Here is a 20,824-nt window from a genome sequence, read left to right as displayed (position 1 = left end):
CGGTCCGCGACCCGCACGCGGTGGACCGGTTTACCGCCATAAGCCTGCACGCGGCGCCTGCCCCGGCACGCGGGGCGCGAGTTGACGCCTGACGGCTACCGGCGTGCAGACCGCCCGTATCTTCCGAACCGTGACGGCCGCGCCGTCCCCGACCCCAGCCGACTCCCATGACTCCAGCCGACCTGCAGCAGCTGCTCATCGAGCGTGCCCCGGGCATACCGGGCATGACCGGTGCCGGCAAGCGTGACGACGACAGCCCCTACGGACTGACCGTGACCCTGGAGGGCGGCGGACAGGTGTGGTGGACCATCACCGGCGCCAGCGGCCCCGCGCCCACCATCACCACCGGCGACGGTGACGGCGCCGAGAGCGTGGAGGTGCCGGACCTGACGGGCTCGTCGGTCCCGGTGGCCCTCGTCGAGCAGGCCCTGGTCACCGCCGCCATCGCGGCCGACGACCCGGTTGGCGGGATCGTGCGCGTCGACCGGTACAGCACGCGCCCGGACCCGCCCGCGGTCCGCTACGGCGCGACGCTGGAGTGCCGCGACGGCTGGAAGCTCTTCCTGTCCTGCTACGGCACCGCCCGCCCCGGCCACACCCGCCCCGAGCAGCCCTACCAGCCCCTCAGTCACATCTGAACACGCCCGGGGCCGGCCACGCAGCACACCGGCCTGCCCCGGCGGCTTGACCCGATCCGAACCCTCGAAGGAGACGCCTCCCGTGGCCAGTCCGACCCAGACGCTGGAGTTCCAGGCGGAGACCCGCCAGCTGCTGCAGCTGGTGATCCACTCGATCTACTCGAACAAGGACATCTTCCTGCGCGAGCTGATCTCCAACGCCTCCGACGCCCTCGACAAGCTCCGCCTGGAATCCCTCACCGACACCACCCTTGAGGCCTCCGACCCGCACATCATCCTGGAGGTCGACGAGGGCGCCCGCACCCTGACGGTGCGGGACAACGGCATCGGCATGACCCGCGACGACGTCGTCGACCTGATCGGCACCATCGCCAAGTCCGGCACCGCCGGCCTGCTGGCGAAGATCAAGGAGGCGAAGGACGCGGACGCCGCGCAGCACCTGATCGGGCAGTTCGGCGTCGGCTTCTACTCCGCGTTCATGGTCGCCGACAAGGTCACCCTCCACACGCGTCGCGCCGGCACCGAGCAGGGCACTGTCTGGGAGTCCGACGGCGAGGGCACCTACACCATCGCGCCGGCCGACGGCCTGCCGGTGGGCACCTCGGTCACCCTGCACCTCAAGCCGGAGGACAGCGAGGACGGGCTGGGCGACTACCTGGCCCGGTGGAAGATCCGGCAGATCGTCAAGCAGTACTCAGACTTCATCCGCTGGCCTATCCGCATGGCCACCGAGCCCACCAGTACCACTACCGACGACATTGCCGACGCCGGCGCCGACGGTCAGGCTGCCGGCGAGCCGGAGACGCTGAACTCGATGAAGGCGCTGTGGGCCCGTCCTCGCAGCGAGGTGACCGAGGCCGAGTACAGCGAGTTCTACCAGCAGATCAGCCATGACTGGCAGGCGCCGGCCGAGACGATCCACATGCGCGCCGAGGGCACCTTCGAGTACGAGGCGCTGCTGTTCATCCCCGCCCATGCCCCGTTCGACCTGTTCTCCCGGGACACCAAGCGGGGCGTGCAGTTGTACGTCAAGCGGGTGTTCATCATGGACGACTGCGACGCGCTGATGCCGAACTACCTGCGGTTCGTCAAGGGCGTGGTGGACGCCCACGACCTGTCGCTGAACGTCTCCCGCGAGATCCTGCAGCACGACCGCCAGATCACCGCCGTGCGCCGGCGCCTCGTCAAGAAGGTCCTCGGCGCTCTCAAGGGGATGCGGACCAAGAACGGCGAGACCTACGCGAAGGTCTGGGAGCAGTTCGGCCGGGTCCTCAAGGAGGGCCTGATCGAGGACCGCGACAACACCGACGCGCTGTTGGAACTGGTCAGCGCCGCCTCGACCAATGATGCGGAGGAGCCGACCACGCTGCGCGAGTACGTGGAGCGGATGAAGGACGGCCAGGACACCATCTACTACCTGACCGGCGAGAACCGGGCGATGGTGGAGAACTCCCCGCACATGGAAGCCTTCACCGCCAAGGGCTACGAGGTCCTGATCCTCACCGACCCCGTCGACGAGGTCTGGACCGACCAGGTCCCCGCCTTCGACGGCCACCGCTTCCAGTCCATCGCCAAGGGCCAGGTCGACCTCGACAACGACGCCGACGGCGAAGGCACTGACCAGGCGAAGGCGGAGAAGGCCCAGCGCGAGCAGGACTTCGCCGCCCTCCTCGCCTGGCTCCAGACCACGCTGGCCGAGCACGTGAAGCAGGTCCGTCTCTCCACCCGCCTGACCACCTCCGCGGCGTGCCTGGTCGGCGACGCCCACGACCTGACCCCCACCCTGGAGAAGATGTACCGGGCCATGGGCCAGGAGCTCCCCCAGGTCAAGCGCATCCTCGAACTCAACCCCACCCACCCCCTCATCACTGCCCTGCACCAGGCCCACCAGGCAGGAGCCGACGACCCGGCTCTCGCCGAAATCGCCGAACTCGTCCACGGCAGCGCCCTGCTCGCCGAAGGCGGCGACCTGCCCGACCCGGCCCGCTTCACGCGCCTCCTGACCGACCGCCTCACCCGCGCTCTGTAACCCCCGCCGGGGTGCGGCCCGCCGTACGCCAACGAGCCCGGCCGGCCGCACCCCGCACGCTCGGCCATCCCCGCCAGGCGCACGCCGAAGGGAAGGGCCCGGGGCGCTGCACACGAGTCGCATCGAACCGGGCGTCCTGCCGGAGCCGACCCTGGCCCCGGTGGGACGCGTGCGCAGCGCCCGGTTCGGCATCCACGCCCCTGCGGCACCACCGCCATCACCCGCTTCGGCAGCCGGAAACGGACCCCGGCCACCCCGACGGCCACCCGAGCGACGAAGGAGACAGAAGCGTGTACCAGTACACCGACCGCAAGAACCGCACCCTGGCCGACCGCGTCAACGAAGCCGCCGAGCGCCGCCTCGACCAGGGCACAGAGCAGGACAAAGGCGCCGCGACCGCCCTGCTGGCCGACATGCTCCACGCCGCCTCCCAGCACGGCGTCACCCTCGATGTCTTCGACTGGGTCACCGACCTGCCCGGAAACTGCTACGCCGTCGTCGTCTCACCTCTGCACGCGCGAACCACCGAGTGGGCCACGGCCAGCTGAACTCGACGAGCCGGGCCACGCCTCACCGTCCCCTTTCACCGACGCTTCGCGCGGGCTGCTGCGGCGCCGGCTCCCCTGAAACGGGAGAACACGCAGCGGCCCAGGACGAAGCCCGTGTGCCGGGGCCCGAACTACACCACCCGGCCGACACCCCCGGCGCAGTCCGGACGGCCAACCGTGCGCTCTCACGGCCGAGGTGGACTCCGGCCCGCTCAATGCGTTCGCCGGGGGCCACCGGCACCGCGGGAAAGGGGCGCCCGCGCACTGCTGAGGCCGGGTCGTAGTCTGCAGCCATGACCGATGCCCTCATTGCGATGCCCCGGAACGCATTCGAGACGCTGCTGGCCGGCAACCGGCGGTTCGTCGCCGGAGCTTCGGAGCACCCGAACCAGGACGCCGCCCGCCGCACCGAGACCGCACCTGCCCAGAGCCCGTTCGCGGTGCTGTTCGGCTGCTCGGACTCCCGGCTGGCCGCCGAGATCATCTTCGACCGGGGGCTGGGCGACCTGTTCGTGGTCCGCACCGCCGGGCACGTCCTGGGGCCGGAGGTTCTGGGCAGCATCGAGTACGGGGTGAGCGTGCTCGGCTCGCCGCTGGTTGTGGTGCTCGGCCACGATGCGTGCGGCGCGGTAGCGGCCACCCGCGCCGCCGTCGCCGACGGCACCACCGCCGGCGGCTACGTGCGGGACGTGGTCGAGAAGGTCACCCCCAGCGTGCTGGCCGCCCGCGCGGCCGGGCACACCGAGGACGCGGACTACATCGCCGAACACATACGGCACACCGTCGACCTGCTGCTGGACCGCTCCCGCGCGCTTGCCGAGGCGGTCCAGGCCGGCCGGGTCGCCGTCGTCGGGCTTTCCTACCGACTCGCCGACGGCACCGCCCACCTGGTCACCGCCCGCGGCCTCGACCTGCCCGCCGGCTCGGTGGCGTGACCCGGCTGCTCAGCGTTCCTCCAGGTCCGGCACGACCGTGCGCAGCTGTTCGGCGCTGACCGCGCCCGCGCGCAGGAGTACGGGGGCGGGCCGGTGATGTCCACGATCGAGGACGGCACGGCAGCCGGCGTCGGGCCCCCGTCCAGGTAGACGGCCACCGTCTCACCGAGCATGCCGCGTGCGGCGTCGCAGTCCTGCGGCGACGGCTTGCCGGTCAGGTTGGCGCTGGAGACGGCCAGTGGCCCGGTCTCCACCAGCAGGTCGATGGCGACCGCGTGTGTGGGCATCCGTACCGCCACCGTCCCGTGCGTCTCGCCGAGATCCCAGACGAGCGACGGCTTGTGGCGGGCGACCAGGGTCAGCCCGCCCGGCCAGAACACCTCCATGAGCTCTCGCGCGCGCTGAGGCAGGTCGTCGACCAGGAGATCCAGATCGCCCGGCGAGCCGACCAGCACCGGGGAGGGCATGTTCCGGCCGTGGCCTTTGGCATCGAGCAGCCGGGCGACGGCCTCAGGGCTGAAGGCATCGGCACCCACCCCGTAGACGGTGTCGGTGGGCAGCACCACGATCTCACCCCGCCGCACCGCCGAGACGGCCTCGCGCAAGCCCATTGCACGCTCGAAGGCATCCGAGCAGTCGAAACGACCGGACATCGCAGCGCGAAGGCTCTACCCCCTGCGCCAGCCGACAAGGCCCACGGCACCGTCTTTCCGAACGACGGGTGCCGTGAGGACATCCGAGTGCCCGGCGATACCGCCATCGCCCCGCCTGGGATCAGGTGAAATCCCCTGCGGTGAGAACCACCGCGTCAAGCGACTGCCTGAACGCCTGGCCAACCCCCGTTCCGCCGGGCCACTGCCCGGGCTGCACCCTGGCGCTACCGCCGGCCTCCACCGGCCGCTACTGCACCGACTGGTGTGGCCACAGGGCGCCGGGGCTGCCGGGGCGGGGATGGCTGCCCACGCTGGCGATTGCCGCGTGACCTGCCCGTGTCCCACGCGGCGACAGCGTGGAACACGCACGCAGAGCAGTCCGCCTCATCCCGGCAGCGTCGCCAACGTCAGGGGCGGGGGTGGGGGCGTCCAGTCAGGTAGGAGAAGGACGAAGTCGGCGTCTCCGCTCGGCCGTGGCGTCAGATCGCGGCGTATCGCCGGGGGTCTCGGGGGCGGTGGTTCTCCCTGTCATACGGGTACCCGGATCGCTGCCTGGCGGCCTCCGGGGCGTGTCGCGGTGCGTCCGGGACGGTAGGTGCGTGCCGGTGGCCAACGGGGTCGGAGGGGTTCTGCGTGGGGGCTCGCGCTGGTTGCTCCGGTGGGATGGTCGGAGGCTCTGGGGGCGTGGGGAAGGCATGCGGGGGCCAGGACCCGTGGGCCAGGTCGTGGTGGAGGGCGTCGAGTCTGGCCAGGCAGGTGTCGACGGTGGCGATGGCGGCGCTGCTGTGCTCGCGGATGCGGCGTTCGATGGCGGCGAGCCGGTCTTCGATGTGCTGCCAGCGGTCTTCGGCGGTGGTGAGGGGGTCAGGTGCGTCGTTGGTCGCTGTCATGGCGGAGGCGGTCGGTGCGGTCGGTGAGGTCGTCGAGGCGGGCGGTGAGGTCCGGGTGGGCGGCGGCGAGGTGGGGGCGCATGTCGGCGAGGGGGTCGGCCGGGTCGGGGGCGCCGAGGGCGGTGGTGAGCGCGGTCAGCGCGGGGCGGGCCTGGGATGTGAGGCCGGGTGCGGCGGTGATCTGGGCGGCGAGGACGCGCAGGTCGGCTGCGTTGTCGCGGGCCCAGGCGGTGACGGCGCGCTCGGCGTCCCGGCGGTCGCGGACGGCTTTGACGCGCTCCGCTCCGGTCGCGGCCTCTTCGGGTCTGCTTCCGGCGGGGCGGCGGAGAAGGCAAAGCCCCGCAAGGTCGAGATCAGCCACAGCGGCAGCCGCAAGCAGATCCAGGCCTGACCCCTCCCCGGACCGCCGTCCCGCACCGTCAACCCCCGGGCGGTGCGGGACGGCCCCGGCCGGCTCCACGCCCGGCCCCGGCCGCCCCGGCACACCGCGCCGCCGGGCCGACGGCGGGAGACCACCATGCGCGACGACCAGGGGCACGAACCCTTCGCGCTGGACCTCGACATCGCCCCACTGCGCCGTGCTCTGACCGCCGCGCTCGGGGCACATCGGGAGGTGGTGCTCGATCTGTCGGAGGTGACGTTCATGGACTGCGCGGGGCGCTCTGGTCCGGGCCCGCAACCAGGCCGACCGGTGCGGCAGCCACCTGGTCCTGCGAGGGGCCGGCCGCCGCGTGGTCCGGCTGGGCAAGCTCACCGGTCTGCACCGGCGCCTGGCCGTCGAGCCCCGACCGGGCGTCGACGGCGTTCACGCCGACGCCCCGGAACGGAGGGAGAGGAACCGTGGCTCTTCGATGGGAGGCGTTCCTGGACGAGGTCCGGGAACGCGGTGAGTACGACACACCCCGGGAGGCCGAGCGGGCGGCGCGCGTCGTCCTGGCCCTGCTCGGCGCCCACCTGGTCGGCAAAGTGCGCGCCGAACTGGCCGCCCGCCTGCCCGAGACCCTCGCCCTGATCCTGCTCAACCCGCTGCAGGCCGCCGAGCCGCTCGGCCCCGAGCGGTTCGCACGCGCGACCGCGGCCTGGATCGAGGGCGCCACCGAGACCACCGCCCTGTGGGACATCGGCGCGGTCCTCAGCACCGTGGCCGACGCCGCCGGCGACGACCTCACCGAGCGCATCCTGCTCCAGCTGCCCCCCGGCTACGACCTCCTGTTCGGCCGGCCCCGGCCCGGCCACCGCCCCTGAACCCGTCCTCGCCGCCGCACCCGCCCGGCCGGCCCCGTCCTCCCTGGAAGGCCACCGCCATGACCCGGTACCGCCTCCTTCTCCAGCAGGTCCGCACCCTGGGCCGCTACACCAGCGACGAGGAGGCCGAACGTGTCCTGCATGCCGTCCTGGCCGTCCTCGGCAGCCAGCTCACCGGCGAGGAACGCTGCGACCTCGCCGCAGCCCTGCCCGAGCGCGCCCGCACCGTCTTCGCCTCGCAGATCCCGCTGCCCCGGCCGGTCGCCGCCCCGGCCTTCGTCGAAGCCGTCGCCCGCGCCCTGAACACCAGCCTCGCCGCCGCCCGCTGGGACGCTTCCTCCGTCCTGGCCGCCCTCACCGAGCTCGCCGGCGACCACCTCACCGACCGCCTCCTCGCCGACCTGCCCCGCGGCTACGCGCTGCTGTTCGGCCGCGCCGACCTCACGATCGCGGCTTGACCCGGGGCGGCACCACCGGCGCCGGCCGCCCGCCGCCCAGCTTGGCAGGGCGGCTGGCGCCGGGCCGTCAATCCGGCCGGCGGCGGCCACCGGAGCACAGGCCGACGACCCGGGACCGCCACCACTGGGTGCCGGTTCGAATCCAGCGCCACGCCGGTGCACCCGCGACATCCACCTCGGCCAGGTGTGACCGGCCCAGCCCTGCCGAGCACCGGCTGGAACCGGAACCATGCTGGAGTTCGCCTCCTGGCCGGGCATCAGCTCCCTCGCCCCGGCCAAGCAGGGCGAGCGCTGCGCACCACGACGCCGGGCGCAGGATCGACCGGGACATCTGGTCAGGCAGGTCCGCGAGCGCGGCCCGGCAGGAGTCACCTCTGCCCGTGGGCGCCAGCTGGACGGGCGGTGTCGAGGGCGTCGCGCAGGGCGTACAGGTCGGCGATGGTGGCCAGTTCGGCGAAGCGGGCCAGCAACCGGCGGATGGTTCGGTCGTCGCCGTCGTGCACGGCCTCGGTGATCGCCTCGACAAGGGAAGAGTGCCCGTCCCGGGCGGTCTCCGGTGCTCCGGGCGCCAGGTCCTTCACTCCCGCCTCCTGCGCGGTACTGCTTGTTCGTCGGCGGTGCGCGGCGGCGGCTCGGGGGGTGCCGCCGCCGCGCACCGGAAGATTACCTCACTCGCGGACAACGCAAAATCTATGCGCGCTGGAGTAGACATTGATCGTGGGCTGGTCTAGCGCTTCTCTCGTAGGCAGCAGTCGGCGATACCGGCCAGACACGAACTGGCCGGGGTTGTGGACGGAGTTCGCGGTGCGGTCCGGCAGTGGAGTTCCGAAGCCAGGCTGGTGCAGGACGGCGACGGGACTGGCTGCCGGAACAGGTGGGCCACCACGGCCACCGACGGGAAGTCGCAGTTCAGCAGGTGCAGTACCAGCAGTACGAAAGTGACAGTGAAGTCCAGAGGACGAACGGAGGGCGCAAGCGCCATCAGGATCGCCCGGCCCGTGAACACTCGCCCGGGCGGACACCGCAGACCCCAACGCAAGGACGGTGGTTTCCGGTCACGCATACGCGATCCCCGTACACCCCCGCCCCCGGGGCAGTGCGGAAGTAACAGGACCGGCCCAGGCCGGTAGATGGTGTTGTTCCCCTTCGGGGCCCCGGAGCCGACACGGCGCCGGGGCCCCTCAACGCGTTCTCCCCAGAACCAGAGAGGTGCAGTGACTACAACGACCAGCCCCGACACACCCGACAAACTCGACGACGACGACTACCCCGCCTACACCATGGGCCGCGCCGCCGAGATGACCGCCACCACCCCCGGCTTCCTACGCGCCCTCGGCAAACAGCGCCTCATCACCCCACTGCGCTCCGACGGCGGACACCGCCGCTACTCCCGCTACCAACTACGCATCGCGATGCGCGCCCGCGACCTCGTCGACCAAGGCACCCCCATCGACGCCGTCTGCCGCATCATCATCCTCGAAGACCAACTCGAAGAAGCCCTGCGCCTCAACGAGCAACTCCGCCGCGCCCAGCACGGCCAGGAGCCCACCGCGGACACCTGACGGACCGGCAGGGCTCCCGGCCTACAGTCCCCTCCAGCCGTACGGCCGCCCGCCGCAGGCGCCAGAAAGGTGGGACGACCTCGCGCTGTACGCTCTGGTCACCCCGAACGGTGACGCCGCAGCGCGGCACAGGACGTGGCGGCTGGAGGGCGCGGCCGGGCCGGACGCCGCCGCGGACAGGTGCTCGGGATGGTCCGCTCCGAGATGGGCGGCACCGCCCGGGGCGTCGACGCTTTCCGCCCGACCGCCGTGCCCGTCGTCTCGCCGGCTGGGGCCGCCGACGGCTCCACGGCACCCGGACCAGCAGTCCGCACCCCGCTCAACGCGCTCAGCATCTCCTCGTTGCGGGGACGTAGGACGCCAAGCCAGGCGGCCACTTGGCCTCCCGTCGCTATCAGGAGTCGGAGTAGCCGAGGTCGCCGATGGTCCAGCTGCTGATGTCTTCGATGGCGATGCGATACATGCCGCCTGTGTGGGGCAGCGCGAAGTCGCCCTGAAGGATCTTCGCCCGGTGGAGATGCAGATGGGTCGGCCGTGCGGGCGGGCCGTCGAGGGGCGGGGCGAAGAGGGCGGCGAACGGCTTCAGGTGCTCCGAGGCCTGGAGGACCTCCGCCACCCGCTCCCACCACAGGGTCACCGGGGCAAGTCTGCCGGTGATCACCGCTCCGGGGACCACCACGGTCAGGGACATCTGGTTGCTGTGCTCGGACTCGACCATCGCCGCGATGTCGACGAGCAGCCCGTCAGGGTTCGACATGCCCACCAGAATAGGACATTGCCGCCGTGACCCACGGGCCTGGGCAGCGGCCATGGCGGCCACGGGCCTCGCGCCAGCCGCGCGGCCGGGGCCTACGCGGCGGCGACCTGACGTGCCGGTCGGCTGCGCCGCGGTGCAGGGCAGACGGGAGCAGCCGTGAGGGCCGGGGCGGCGCCCGGATCGTGCGGGCCAGCGGTAACAAGCAGGTCGACTCCGAGAGGGGTGACGGTGAAGCCCGCAGCGTCGAGGATCTCCGACAGGGCCAGTATCAGCGCGCTGCGGATGCCGCGGAACGCGGTGCGCCCGGCGGCGTCGGCGGGATGCGGGCAGGCGTGGGGGTGGGTCCGATCAGGTCCTGGCCCGGACTCCATGTCAGCACCAGGCCGGTCCCCGGACGCTGCCGGGCGGAGAGCCCGGCGGCATGGGGCGGTGCCGGCTCGAACCCTCGGAGGGAGACCACGGCACAGACGGACTCAAACAGATGTTTGTCATCCACGCGCGGATTTTCTCGCCTGCCCAGCCCGCTGCCGGCCGTCAACGGCGGATCGTCACATGTCTTTCCGGCCATTGCAGGTGAGACTCCGGAGCCGGATCGGCGGATGTCCGTTCGACCTGGCCGGGGCGTGCGTCCCCTGGACGGCGCACTGGCGCGTCGGTCCAGGGGCGCACGGTGTGGACTGCAGTGTTCCCGGCTGGGAACCGCGTGCGTCCTGGGTCAGAGTTTGAACATCGCGGCATAGGGCTGGGTGATGCGTTCTCGCCGCGATCCGAAGTCGACGAGTACCGCGATGTCGCCGTCACCTTCGACCCCGATGGCCCGGCCGAGACCGTACTGGTCGTGGGTGACGCGGTCGCCGAGGGCGAAGTGCTTGCGCGGCGCTTCGACCCGGGCCTTGAAGGGGCTGGTGGGCAGGACGCGGCGAACTGCTGCAGATTTCGTCATTCCCTGCAGTATGCGCCGATGAATCGCGGGAGCGGGCCTTGTTCGGCGCACTCGATTTCTGAGCTACGGCAGGAATTTCGCGCAAGCCGTCCACAATGGTCTCGGATGGCGTCGGTGGGCGTGGTGCGTCGCTTTCGCGGGTATGCCGCGGGGAGGGCGGGCGCTCGGGTCCCGCGCGACTCTCCGCTCCCGGGGGGACCGGCGGTCGGCACCGAAGGGGCAGGCGCGCATGCCCAACCAGGATCCTCGCCAGCCGTGTTGGTGGTCCGGTCGCCTCGCGGCCCGGGCCCGGGGAAGGGGGTTCCGCAGAGCCGGGGGTGAAATATCTACCCGTGGCGGGTCTGGGCCTGCTAGAGTCTCCTTAGTTGCAGTAGTGGTTCCCATGAACGTTGTGTGCGCCTGCTGATGTATCGCAGGCGCCTTTTTGTTTCCCGGATCTTCCCGGGTGGGTGCTCATCGCGGCGACTCGGAGCCCGCACTGTGTGTGCTTCGGACAGCCCCTTGAAGGAGATTTTTTATGGCTAATGGCACTGTGAAGTGGTTCAACGCGGAAAAGGGCTTCGGCTTCATCGAGCAGGAGGGTGGCGGCCCCGACGTCTTCGCCCACTACTCGAACATCAACGCCAACGGCTTCCGTGAGCTGCTCGAGGGCCAGAAGGTCGAGTTCGACGTCACGCAGGGCCAGAAGGGCCCGCAGGCCGAGAACATTCGTCCGCTGTAGTTTCTGCCACGGCACCCGCCTGGTAGCGAGGGGCCCGCACCGCGTACATGCCCGGTGCGGGCCCCTCGGCATTGCTCCACCACGCAGTCCCCGGCCGTTCAGGCCCCTGGCTCCGCCACCGGCGGCCATCCCCACGCGAGACGCTCGGCGCCGCGTCCGGATCGGCGCCCTGCCGTGACACCCACGGTTCGAGGATGTTCGCTCCCGCCCTGTCGGTGAGCGCCGACCTCAAGGTGACGTGCCGCACGGTTTCACCGTCCACGCCCCGCTCTCCACACTTTCGGCCCGTTCCTTCGCGGCCTCCTGCCGGCGCCCCGCGCTGCGGAGCCGCCTCGCGACGTGCCGCCCCAGGAAGGTTTCACATGAACCGCTCCAGCCGCTCCCCGTACCGGAACGCCAACTCCCGCTCCTCGGCCTCCTCCCGCTCCGGCGCCGCCTACGGATCCCGCTCCGGCGGCAGCTCCTTCTACGGCGACCGGCCCACCCGCGGCCGCAGCGCCCGTCAGGGTTCCTCCGCACAGGGCGAGTTCGCGATGCCGGTGAGCACCACCCCGGCGCTGCCGGCCGTCGAAGCGTTCGACGAACTGGACATGCCCAAGGCCCTGCTGTCGGTGCTGACCCGCCAGGGCGTCACCACGCCGTTCCCGATCCAGGCCGCGACGCTCCCGAACTCGCTGGCCGGCCGTGACGTCCTCGGCCGCGGCCGCACCGGTTCCGGCAAGACCATCGCGTTCGGCCTCGCGGTGCTGGCCCGCACCGCCGGCCGGCGCGCCGAACCCCGCCGCCCGCTGGCGCTCGTCCTGGTGCCCACCCGCGAGCTCGCGCAGCAGGTCACCGACGCCCTCACCCCTTACGCCCACGCGGTTCGGCTGCGGATGGCGGCCGTGGTGGGCGGGATGTCGATCGGTCGCCAGGCGCAGATGCTGAATCGCGGGGCCGAGGTCGTGGTGGCCACCCCCGGCCGGCTCAAGGACCTGATCCAGCGCGGCGACTGCCAGCTGGACGGGGTCGGCATCACGGTGCTCGACGAGGCCGACCAGATGGCCGACATGGGATTCCTGCCGCAGGTCACCGAGCTGCTCGACCAGGTCGCGGAGGGCTGCCAGACGATGCTGTTCTCCGCCACCCTGGACCGCAACGTCGACCGCCTGGTCCGCCGCTTCCTCAAGGATCCGGTCACCCACTCGGTGGACCCGTCCGCGGGTGCGGTCAGCACCATGGAGCACCACGTCCTGCACGTGCAGAACCACGACAAGACCGCCACGATCGCCCACATCGCCTCCCGCGAGGGTGGGGTGATCATGTTCACCGACACCAAGCACGGCGCCGACCGCCTGGTCGAGGACCTGCTCGCGAACGGGGTGAAGGCCGCCGCGCTGCACGGCGGCAAGTCCCAGCCCCAGCGCACCCGCACCCTGGAGCAGTTCCGCACCGGCCAGGTCACCGCGCTGATCGCGACCAACGTCGCCGCCCGCGGGATCCACGTTGACGGGCTCGACCTGGTCGTCAACCTGGACCCGCCGGCCGATCACAAGGACTACCTGCACCGCGGTGGCCGCACCGCCCGGGCGGGCGAGTCCGGCACCGTCGTCACGCTGGTGCTGCCCAACCAGCGCCGCGAGATGGCCCGCATGATGGCCACCGCCGCCATCACCCCCGTCACCACCAGGGTCAGCGCCGGCGACGAGGACCTGGCCCGCATCACCGGTGCCCGGGTGCCCACGGGCATCCCCACCGTGATCGCCGACCCCGTCGTCGAGCGTCCGCGCCGCGGCGCCTCCACGAACCGTGGCCGCCGCGGCCGCCCCGCCTACGCAGGAACCGACACCCGCGCGGCCGTCGCGGGCCGCGACACGCAGGGCCCCTCCGGCCGCCGCCGGGCACCCCGACGCGTCGCCCTGGCCGCCTAGCACGTACGCGGGGCCCCGACCGCCGCTGCGGTCCGGGCCCCACCGTCCACCGGCGGAGGGCAAGTGTCTCGGCCCGCTCCGGCGCACCCGCCGGCCGTCCCACCGCCAGTGCCCTGATCGCCGCCGGTCTCGGCGGTGGACACGCGAAGGAGTCCGCCCATGACCATCACCCTCGAACGCTCCGCTACCACCGTCACGGTGGGCGACCTCATGAAATCTCCGGAACTGCAGATCAGCGACGACGTCATGGTCGACATGGCGATCGACATCCTGCAGAGCTCCGGCGCCGACCACCTCCTGGTCCGCGACGACGACGGCCGCTGCGCGGGTCTGCTGACCCGCCTGCACCTGGCACCGTTCCAGGCCCGGTCCTGGTACACCGAGCGCACCCCGGTCCGCGACATCGTCCTCGACCGCGCCCCGTTCGCCACTGCCGACATGCCCGCCACCACCGCGGCAACAGCCATGCGCTCCCGCGACCTGGCCGTGTGGCCGGTCGTTGACCCTGACGGCCACGCCATCGGCCTGCTCAGCTTCTAAACCGCCTGTCGGCGCCGACACACCGACCGTCGATGATTCGCCCAAGGCGCGCTTCGCCGCCGCTTTCGGCCCCTGCCCTCAGCGCCGGCGACCTCCTACCAACAGTGGATAAGCCCGGGCTGCGGGGCGTCACACGTTCCTGGAATCCTCCTGCGCGGAAGCGGTCTCCGCAGGGCCGGGGCTCACCTGCAGCACCCGGTCCGCGCCGGTACGGCGCAGCAGGGCCGTTACAGGCCCGGTCGGGTTCAGCAGGTGGAGTACCGTGCCGTTTCGCGTGCTTTCAGGTGGGCGCGGCTGAGCGCGTTGAGGCCGCCGGAGTCGCAGATCGCTACCTGGGACATGTCGATCACCAGTTCCCGCGGGACGGAAGGCGTGTCCAGCGCGCGGTCCACGGCGGCGTTCAGGAGCGGGCCGGTGTCCTGGTCGAGTTCGCCCACCGCGTCGAGCACGCGGCCGTCCGTTCCCGGTCGCAGGCGGATGTCGAAGGCAGGGGGATGATCGAACTCCGCGGGGACGGCCGCCGGGTAGTCCTTGCGGCCCCGGTCCCGGCGGGCCGGGGTGCCCCCGCGTTGCGGGCGGCTGACCTGACGGCCCGCGTGCGCGGTTACACCCGTACCGTAGCGGCCGGGTGATGCCGCGGACCACCCGCTCAGCGCAGGGCGAACAGCGGCCAACCGGCAGTCAGGCCCAGCTACCGGCGCGGAAGTTGCGCGCTGCGCACACTGTCGGAGCGATCCGGTCCCAAGGGCCGGCGCTATCGGGCTGACAGACCACGCGAAGTGGCCTCGGGGCCCCTTCCTGAGCCGTCTCTCGCCCGGCGGGGACTCTAGCCCTGCTCGGGGGCGCCGGCCGAGACCGGGTGGAAGCGTGGGATCGGTCCGGTCGGCGGGAAGTAGGCCGGGCCCGGGCCCACGCTGCGGGGCACGCGTCACGACCCGGGCGGAACGGGAGTGGATGAACGTCCCGCGCGTGTACTTCGACAGGGCGGCGAGCCGCGGTAGCGAGCGACCCCGAGGCCGGTCCACGCTAGTGAGGCAGCGCGTCGGCCAGCCGTGCCGGTGGACAACGGTCGGCCGGCTATCGGGGACGCGGGGGAACTCGGGTCCGGGGCGGCCTGCGGTGTGCGGCTGATTGCTCACCGCGGGCCGGTCTCGTCGCCCTGGTGGCCTGTCAGGTGTCAGCGGCGGGTTCCTGGCCGTGCTGGGCGCGGCGGAGCTGCTCGTTGATGCGCAGGGCTTCTTCGAGTTGGTCTTCGAGGATGATGATGCGGCAGGCGGCGTCGATGGGGGTGCCTTGGTCGACGAGGTCGCGGGCGCGCATGGCGATCCGTAGTTGGTAGCGGGAGTAGCGGCGGTGTCCGCCCTCCGAGCGCAGTGGGGTGATGAGGCCCTGATCGCCGAGGGATCGTAGGAAGCCGGGGGTGGTGCCGGTCATTTCGGCGGCGCGGCCCATGGTGTAGGCGGGGTAGTCGTCGTCGTCGAGGGAGTCGGGGGTGTGCGGTCGGATGGTTGCCGTGGTCACTGCACCTCTTCTTGTTGTGTCCGGGGACGCGCTGAGGGGCCCCGGGGCCGTTACGGCTCCCGGGGCCCCGAAGGGTTTTACACCATCTACCGGCTCTGGGCCGGGTTCCTTATGTCCGCGTCGCCCCGGGGGAGGGGGCGTGCGGGGATCGCGTATGCGTGACCGGAAACCACCGTCCTTGCCTTGGGGTCTTCGGAATCCGCCCGGGTGACTTCCTCACGGGCCGGGCGATCCTGATGGCGCGCTGTCCCTCCATTCATCCTCTGTACGGGCCGGCTACTGCGAACTGCGGTACTTCCAACTGCGTGGTAATACGGCCTGCTCGGTACTGCTCACACGGGTACTGCGGTAATGCGAACTGCGTGGTAGTGCCAACTACCCGGTACTGCTGCGGCGGTCCCTGGCGGTCCCGCCGACTCCGGCAGCCAGCCCCGTTGCCCGTCCTGCTCAACCGCTCGGCTTGGAACCCCACTGCCGGACTCCCAGCACGCGCGCCCGCAGTCTGGGCGCCTTCACTGGGGTACCGCGTACTGCGACTGCCGGTACTGCCGAACTCAACTTCACCTACGAGTAGTGCACTTGCTGAACTGCGGTACCGCTCGGTGGTGGCCCCTGATACCTGCGGGCCGCCCGGCCCGGCCACCGGTCCCGTCGCCTTACTGCACCATCCCTGGCTTCAGGACCCTGCAACCGTGCCGACCTGCGAACTTCTGTACTTCTGCCCACCAGTTCGTGTCTGGCGGGTACTGCTTGACCTCGTCTACGAGAGAAACACTAACCACGGCACCTGGCAATGTCTACTCTGGTGAGGGTAGATTTTTCGGTGTCGGCTAGGGAGGTACTCTTCGCCAGGCACGGCGGCGGCCGGTCGCCGCAGGCAGCGCGCCGGGACGCAGGACGCCGCGTTCGGCGGCCAGGACCATGGACGAACGGAAGGCGAGCGGTGGAAGGGCCGCAGGCGCGCACCCCCAACCTCCATGCGCAGGTGTCGCTGGCCGCCGCCATCGCCGAAGCCGTCGGACCCGTCGAGCCGAGCGTGGCCACTGGGTCCGCAGAACCGGCCACCGCACCACCGGGCGTGTATCTACCGCCGGCGCGCCGACGCTCGCGCAGCCGGCGTCGCACCGCTGTACCGCGGAGCCGGGCTACCGGCCGGAACTCGACCAGGACGGCGACGGCGTGGCCTGCGAACCTCCACCGTGAGCTGGAAGCGGGGGCGGCCGGGTGCCTTGAGTGGCCGCCGCGCTGCGACGCCTCGCCGGGTGGGCCTGGGACTGGCCGGGCGCCGTGAAGCAGCGGGTTCCACGTGCCCGAGCGGGCGCCGGCAGGTTCGACGACGCCGGGCACCCGAGAGACACAACGCCGGAACGGCGTCGCGGCGCTCGGTGGCGGGCCGCCACCGTGTCGGTGGCGGCCCGCACGCGGACGGCGGTCCGGGTTAGGTGGCGGAGGTGAGGCGCCGTGTGGCCGGCCCGACGGCAGGCAGGTGTGCGTGCGTCGGGCCGGTGTCGGGGGTGGCGCGTCACCAGTAGTGGTTGCGGCCTCCGACGGCGTGACCGAGGGCTCCCATCAGCCACAGGACGAGTCCGACGGCGGCGAGGATGATGCCGATGGTCCACAGGATGCTGATGCTGGTGACGAAGCCGATGATGAGGAGGATAACTCCGAGGATGATCATTTGTGCCTCCCTGCGATAACCCCCCGATGCTGATGTGTCCCGGTTCGGAAGCGGACGTCGTGCGTGTACCGGCATGTGAGGTCGCGTGGTCGACGCTGACGGGGCACGGAGGTCCGCCCGCTCGCTCGGATGAGGGGAGGGCCGCGTGCGCGTCGGTTGCCGGCTGTCGCCGGGGCGTGCGGTGGTGGTGCTCGGTGTCCGGCGGAGGGGCCGGCGGGTTCCTGGGGGGCGACGCCGGTGTGGGCGCCCGCACCGCGACCGCCGCCGGGCCGCTGGGAGGGAACTTGGGGGGCCCTTGGGGGGCCGGTGTCGTGGGCGCTGTCGGGGTGTTTCCTGGCGGTCTCCTCGGCGCGCCGACCGCCGCTTTCGATGGTGTCGTCGGGCGCGTCCTGGCTTTCTTCTGCGGACACCGGCCGGGGCCGGGGCCGGGTTCGGGCGGGTGGGCGCGGCTGTCGGGCTCCTGGTGCTCGGCGTCGATGTCGGGCGACCAGCCGTGCTGGTTCGCCGGCTAAGCGGCTGGGCTTGCCGTCTTCCATCGAGACGTGGGACTTGCTACTCGGATTCTTCACGGAGTGGCTCCAGCGTGCTCGGTGTCAGCGGGTGGGAAGTGGCGGCGGGAAGGGCGTGCTGCCGAGAGGTCAGTCGGCACGGTGTGGCCGGTGGGAGGCGACACGCAGGAGGACCCGGGTGGAGAGGTCCTGCCGACCGGTGGAGCGGCGGGCACGGCTCAGGGGTCCGTCAACGAGAGCACCGCTCACACCGCGTGGGGAGATGTGCGGTTCGAGGGTGAGGGTGACGTCTGCCCGGGGGTTGCCGGCCGGCCCGGTGAGGTGGGCTCCGGCGCTCTTCACACCGGGCAGGCGGGCACAGTCCTCCGTCAGGGCCTGGGCCAGGGCGTGGCCGTCCAGCCGTACGCCGGCTACGGGCGGGTGCCGACCGGCAGGCGGCCGGGGCGGCGTTGGCGGAGCTGTGCGACGAGCCACCACAGGGCCAGCACGAGCGCGACGGCCAGGGCGGCGATGGCGACGGGCCACCACCAGCCTTCGCCCGCCCAGCGGGTGCGCTGGGCATCGGTGAGCAGGACGCTGATCGGCGCGGTGTAGGGCCATTCGCCGGGCGGTGTGACGTTCAGGCGCCGGTAGAGGTCGAGGCCACCGGCGAGGGCCAGCAGGCCGGTTCCAGTAGGACCAGGCCGGCCAGGGCCAGCAGGATCCGGTTGGGTACGGAGCGGGTCTTCATCGTCGTCTTCCTCCTTTCGGGGTGCGCCGGTGGTCGGTGGGGGTGGCCGGATCAGGCGGATCGCGGGCGGACCCGCACGGTGAGCCGGGGGCTGGAGGCGAGGCCGAGGGCGGTGATCTGCTGGTCCAGGGTGTCCGTCAGTTCCCTCTCGACCGTCTCGGGATCGCGGAAGGTGATCCATGCGCGTGCCGTGCCCGCCACCAGGCTCGAGGCAACAGCGCCGCGCCGCCCACCCCCTTGTGAACGCGTCCGCCCTGGTAGGCGAGCCCGACGACGTCACGGTCCCACGCCGACTGCGCGCGGTGCTTCAGGCCGCCGACAGAACCCTGGCCGTCGCGGAGTCGCTCACCGGCGGTCTCCTGGCTTCGGAGTGGGACCGTCGCCACGACCGGCGTGGCCGGACCCCCGGCCCCAGGACGGTTTGCTGCTCGGCACGGCACCCGCCTCATCTCCCGCGAGCTGGACGGCGACCGCCACACCATTCAGCACCGCTGCATGGTCGAAGCGCTCTGCTTCCTGCAGGGCCACCGCCGCCCGGCCAAGGTCGATGGCGTCCCCTTCAAATCCGACCTCGGGCGCAGGCAGAAGTCGTCGTAGAAGTAGTAGGACTCGGCGTACTGCATGAAGTCGACGGATACGACGGCGACTTCCCTGGAGAGGCTGTCGAGCAGATTTGCCCCGGCAGTCGGCCTGGCCTGTCCTGTCGTGGGGCGGCTGCGGCGCAGATGGCACAGTCGCAGGGCCAGGGCGCGCCGGCGGGCGAGGGCGGGGTAGATACCGATGATCCAGGAGACGGTGGCGCTCAGGAGGGCGAAGCCCACGAGGGCCTCGATGGGGGCGACGATGCGTAGCCATCCCGCGGTCGGTGCGATGTCCCCGAGGCCGAGGGTGGTGAGGTTGACGAGGGACGTACAGCGCGTCCACGAAGCCGGCGTGCTCGGCGGGCTCGAGGCCGGTGGAGTAGGTGAAGGAGACCGGCATGTGCGGCCAGTACACGAGTGCCCAGCCGATCGTTGCGGTGAATGCCCACAGGGCCACGATCGAGACCACGGCGAGCGGGCCCGCGAGCCCGGCTGCTCGCCGGTACGTGCTGAGGTGCGAGGTCAGCCGCCATGCCGCTGTCATGACGAGTCTGCTGAGTCCGCCGTGGCGGGTGGGGTGCCACAGTGTGCGGAACACGTCCCGCAGGACGAGGAGCACTACGAACGCCCCCAGAACGGTCACCAGCCAGTCCATACCGGTTCCTTTCGCCGCGGTGCCAGGTTCTCGCGCCGGGAGGCGTGACCGCTGGAGCCGCGCGCACGGACCCGGGCCTTGCGTGCATGTACTGAGTCTCGGAGGCGGCCACAGCCGTGCGCCCGACGCAACCATTGGGCAGCTGGACGGCCTTGGCTGCGAGACACCGGAAGCTTGATGAGGGGAGGCCTGTCCAGGCTCGCCGCGAGCCCTTCACCGTCGCCCTCACCGACTCCTTCGTGCTCGGCGGCCACAACGCCTCGCTCGTCTTCACGCCGACGCCCTGTCGGTCGGCCGGCTGTCCGTGAGCGGGACTAGGCTCGCAGCATGTTGGACACCGAGGTCGCGTTCCATCGCGCCGCCGTCGATCGCCTGTTGGCCGCTCCGTTCGCCGAGCGCGAGGACCGGGACGGCCCGGAGTGGAGCGGTCCGGGTTTCCGGGTGGCCGCGTTGATGGAGTCCCGGGACTTCTGGGAGGTCCACGACCCGGATGTGGTCGACACGGAGGAGCGCAGGGTGGAGACGGCCCTTGACACCCTTTCGGCCGCTCTCACCAATGCCTGGGGCGCCCCGACCACCGTCGAGCTGTGGCTCTATTCCGAGACCGACCTGCCGGACCCCGCCGCACCGGGCCCACTGGGGTTCCTGGCCAGCGTCGCCTCCGAGCTGCAGGTGTGGCAGCCGTCCGTTGACCGGTGGCTGGGCCTGACCGTGGGCCAGGCCGACCCCGAGCTGCCGTTCCGGCTGCTGGCATTGGTCGGCGCCGGAACGCTCCCGGAGCCGCCGACCACCTGACGCGAGTGCGTGCCCACCGCGGGGGACGTCGCGGAGCTCACGTGCCGGACGGCGGGGTCACGCTTCGGCGGGGGTCACGGCCGTCGCCGAGACCGGTGCAGTCGATCAACCGCGGGCCTGGGCGTTCTCTATGGCCGTCACCAAGCACTCCGTCCGCCCGGAGAACGGCACCGACGGGACAGTGACCCTGTGGTCCGCGACTGTCGACGCGCTCGCGGCCGGCACCTCCGTCGCCGTCCGGGACGACCGCACCGAAGCCGGAGACAGAACCCGCACTACAGTCCCCGTAGCCTCAAACCGTCTCACTTGACTTGACAGCTTCCGGCGCCTCGGACAGTCAACTCCGACTGTCCGAGGCTGGTGAAGGGGCACCGCGGGTAGCGGTAGGGCAGTGATCAGCCGGTGTACTGCTCGAAGATCCTGGTGTGTCGTATCCGCCCACGGCGGCCCCGAGGTCCTCACGGTCACGGAGCTGCCCGACCCGGTCGCCGCCACCGGCGAGGTCCTCATCAGAGTCAAGGCATTC

At 71.6% G+C, this 20,824-nt stretch carries 22 protein-coding genes and 1 pseudogene; 12 read left to right on the top strand and 11 right to left on the bottom strand.

The window, feature by feature from the left end; genetic code table 11:
* Nucleotides 1-167: 167 nt before the first annotated feature.
* From ACIOFR_RS38520 to ACIOFR_RS38505, 4 genes are all read left to right on the top strand, one after another.
* On the top strand, nucleotides 168-638 hold the full coding sequence (locus ACIOFR_RS38520; RefSeq protein ID WP_401004917.1) for a hypothetical protein: 471 nt from the start codon (nucleotides 168-170) through the stop codon (nucleotides 636-638).
* Nucleotides 639-720: 82 nt separating this feature from the next.
* Nucleotides 721-2,667, top strand: coding sequence for a molecular chaperone HtpG (gene htpG, locus ACIOFR_RS38515; protein WP_401004915.1), 1,947 nt, complete (start codon nucleotides 721-723; stop codon nucleotides 2,665-2,667).
* A 290-nt stretch (nucleotides 2,668-2,957) separates the two neighbouring features.
* Nucleotides 2,958-3,215, top strand: a complete 258-nt coding sequence (locus tag ACIOFR_RS38510; RefSeq protein ID WP_401004913.1) for a hypothetical protein — start codon at nucleotides 2,958-2,960, stop codon at nucleotides 3,213-3,215.
* 293 nt (nucleotides 3,216-3,508) lie between these two features.
* On the top strand, nucleotides 3,509-4,150 hold the full coding sequence (locus ACIOFR_RS38505; RefSeq protein ID WP_401004912.1) for a carbonic anhydrase: 642 nt from the start codon (nucleotides 3,509-3,511) through the stop codon (nucleotides 4,148-4,150).
* A gap of 9 nt (nucleotides 4,151-4,159) precedes the next feature.
* On the opposite strand, the pseudogene ACIOFR_RS38500 reads toward ACIOFR_RS38505, so the two are convergent.
* The 3 genes and pseudogenes from ACIOFR_RS38500 to ACIOFR_RS38490 all read right to left on the bottom strand — a co-directional run bounded on the left by ACIOFR_RS38500 (nucleotide 4,160) and on the right by ACIOFR_RS38490 (nucleotide 6,502).
* A pseudogene (locus ACIOFR_RS38500) lies at nucleotides 4,160-4,803 on the bottom strand (L-threonylcarbamoyladenylate synthase).
* An 864-nt stretch (nucleotides 4,804-5,667) separates the two neighbouring features.
* Nucleotides 5,668-6,054 (bottom strand): hypothetical protein, encoded by a 387-nt coding sequence (locus ACIOFR_RS38495; protein ID WP_401004910.1) that lies wholly within the window; start codon nucleotides 6,052-6,054, stop codon nucleotides 5,668-5,670.
* A 280-nt stretch (nucleotides 6,055-6,334) separates the two neighbouring features.
* On the bottom strand, nucleotides 6,335-6,502 hold the full coding sequence (locus ACIOFR_RS38490) for a hypothetical protein (RefSeq protein WP_401004908.1): 168 nt from the start codon (nucleotides 6,500-6,502) through the stop codon (nucleotides 6,335-6,337).
* A 31-nt stretch (nucleotides 6,503-6,533) separates the two neighbouring features.
* Between ACIOFR_RS38490 and ACIOFR_RS38485 the strand changes: the two genes are divergently transcribed.
* Complete coding sequence (locus tag ACIOFR_RS38485; protein ID WP_401004906.1) at nucleotides 6,534-6,938, top strand: DUF2267 domain-containing protein; 405 nt, start codon at nucleotides 6,534-6,536, stop codon at nucleotides 6,936-6,938.
* A 59-nt stretch (nucleotides 6,939-6,997) separates the two neighbouring features.
* Nucleotides 6,998-7,396, top strand: a complete 399-nt coding sequence (locus tag ACIOFR_RS38480) for a DUF2267 domain-containing protein (protein WP_401004905.1) — start codon at nucleotides 6,998-7,000, stop codon at nucleotides 7,394-7,396.
* Nucleotides 7,397-7,764: 368 nt separating this feature from the next.
* Here ACIOFR_RS38480 and ACIOFR_RS38475 read toward each other — a convergent pair whose 3' ends face one another.
* A complete protein-coding gene (locus ACIOFR_RS38475) occupies nucleotides 7,765-7,977 on the bottom strand; it encodes a hypothetical protein (protein ID WP_401004903.1) in 213 nt (70 codons plus the stop codon).
* A gap of 699 nt (nucleotides 7,978-8,676) precedes the next feature.
* Here ACIOFR_RS38475 and ACIOFR_RS38470 point away from each other — a divergent pair.
* Nucleotides 8,677-8,958 (top strand): MerR family transcriptional regulator, encoded by a 282-nt coding sequence (locus ACIOFR_RS38470; protein WP_401004934.1) that lies wholly within the window; start codon nucleotides 8,677-8,679, stop codon nucleotides 8,956-8,958.
* A gap of 394 nt (nucleotides 8,959-9,352) precedes the next feature.
* Here ACIOFR_RS38470 and ACIOFR_RS38465 read toward each other — a convergent pair whose 3' ends face one another.
* The gene (locus ACIOFR_RS38465) at nucleotides 9,353-9,715 is read right to left on the bottom strand and encodes a hypothetical protein (RefSeq protein WP_401004901.1); all 363 of its coding nucleotides are present in this window, start codon (nucleotides 9,713-9,715) and stop codon (nucleotides 9,353-9,355) included.
* Between the two features lie 715 nt (nucleotides 9,716-10,430).
* On the bottom strand, nucleotides 10,431-10,658 hold the full coding sequence (locus ACIOFR_RS38460; RefSeq protein ID WP_401004900.1) for a hypothetical protein: 228 nt from the start codon (nucleotides 10,656-10,658) through the stop codon (nucleotides 10,431-10,433).
* 517 nt (nucleotides 10,659-11,175) lie between these two features.
* Between ACIOFR_RS38460 and ACIOFR_RS38455 the strand changes: the two genes are divergently transcribed.
* The 3 genes from ACIOFR_RS38455 (at nucleotide 11,176) to ACIOFR_RS38445 (ending at nucleotide 13,829) form a co-directional block, all read left to right on the top strand.
* Nucleotides 11,176-11,379, top strand: coding sequence for a cold-shock protein (locus tag ACIOFR_RS38455; RefSeq protein ID WP_030918248.1), 204 nt, complete (start codon nucleotides 11,176-11,178; stop codon nucleotides 11,377-11,379).
* Nucleotides 11,380-11,741: 362 nt separating this feature from the next.
* On the top strand, nucleotides 11,742-13,289 hold the full coding sequence (locus ACIOFR_RS38450) for a DEAD/DEAH box helicase (RefSeq protein WP_401004898.1): 1,548 nt from the start codon (nucleotides 11,742-11,744) through the stop codon (nucleotides 13,287-13,289).
* A gap of 159 nt (nucleotides 13,290-13,448) precedes the next feature.
* On the top strand, nucleotides 13,449-13,829 hold the full coding sequence (locus ACIOFR_RS38445) for a CBS domain-containing protein (protein WP_401004896.1): 381 nt from the start codon (nucleotides 13,449-13,451) through the stop codon (nucleotides 13,827-13,829).
* 245 nt (nucleotides 13,830-14,074) lie between these two features.
* Here ACIOFR_RS38445 and ACIOFR_RS38440 read toward each other — a convergent pair whose 3' ends face one another.
* Nucleotides 14,075-14,278 carry an STAS domain-containing protein gene (locus ACIOFR_RS38440; RefSeq protein ID WP_401004894.1) on the bottom strand — a complete coding sequence of 68 codons (204 nt, stop codon included), beginning with the start codon at nucleotides 14,276-14,278 and terminating at the stop codon, nucleotides 14,075-14,077.
* Nucleotides 14,279-14,999: 721 nt separating this feature from the next.
* Nucleotides 15,000-15,281 carry a MerR family transcriptional regulator gene (locus ACIOFR_RS38435; protein WP_401004932.1) on the bottom strand — a complete coding sequence of 94 codons (282 nt, stop codon included), beginning with the start codon at nucleotides 15,279-15,281 and terminating at the stop codon, nucleotides 15,000-15,002.
* Between the two features lie 990 nt (nucleotides 15,282-16,271).
* Here ACIOFR_RS38435 and ACIOFR_RS38430 point away from each other — a divergent pair.
* Entirely contained in the window at nucleotides 16,272-16,553 is a 282-nt protein-coding gene (locus ACIOFR_RS38430) for an excalibur calcium-binding domain-containing protein (RefSeq protein WP_401004892.1), read from the top strand.
* Nucleotides 16,554-16,872: 319 nt separating this feature from the next.
* Here ACIOFR_RS38430 and ACIOFR_RS38425 read toward each other — a convergent pair whose 3' ends face one another.
* The 3 genes from ACIOFR_RS38425 to ACIOFR_RS38415 all read right to left on the bottom strand — a co-directional run bounded on the left by ACIOFR_RS38425 (nucleotide 16,873) and on the right by ACIOFR_RS38415 (nucleotide 19,088).
* On the bottom strand, nucleotides 16,873-17,028 hold the full coding sequence (locus tag ACIOFR_RS38425; RefSeq protein WP_371502910.1) for a DUF6131 family protein: 156 nt from the start codon (nucleotides 17,026-17,028) through the stop codon (nucleotides 16,873-16,875).
* A gap of 1,290 nt (nucleotides 17,029-18,318) precedes the next feature.
* Complete coding sequence (locus ACIOFR_RS38420; protein WP_401004890.1) at nucleotides 18,319-18,468, bottom strand: hypothetical protein; 150 nt, start codon at nucleotides 18,466-18,468, stop codon at nucleotides 18,319-18,321.
* Nucleotides 18,469-18,749: 281 nt separating this feature from the next.
* Nucleotides 18,750-19,088, bottom strand: a complete 339-nt coding sequence (locus ACIOFR_RS38415; RefSeq protein WP_401004888.1) for a hypothetical protein — start codon at nucleotides 19,086-19,088, stop codon at nucleotides 18,750-18,752.
* Nucleotides 19,089-19,830: 742 nt separating this feature from the next.
* Here ACIOFR_RS38415 and ACIOFR_RS38410 point away from each other — a divergent pair.
* The gene (locus ACIOFR_RS38410; protein WP_401004886.1) at nucleotides 19,831-20,298 is read left to right on the top strand and encodes a hypothetical protein; all 468 of its coding nucleotides are present in this window, start codon (nucleotides 19,831-19,833) and stop codon (nucleotides 20,296-20,298) included.
* The last annotated feature ends 526 nt before the right edge of the window (nucleotides 20,299-20,824 follow it).

It is taken from the genome of Kitasatospora sp. NPDC088346 (genome assembly GCF_044740765.1).
Taxonomy (GTDB): Bacteria; Actinomycetota; Actinomycetes; order Streptomycetales; family Streptomycetaceae; genus Kitasatospora.
Note: the sequence above shows the minus strand (reverse complement) of the source record. Positions and strands in the feature narration are given on the sequence as shown.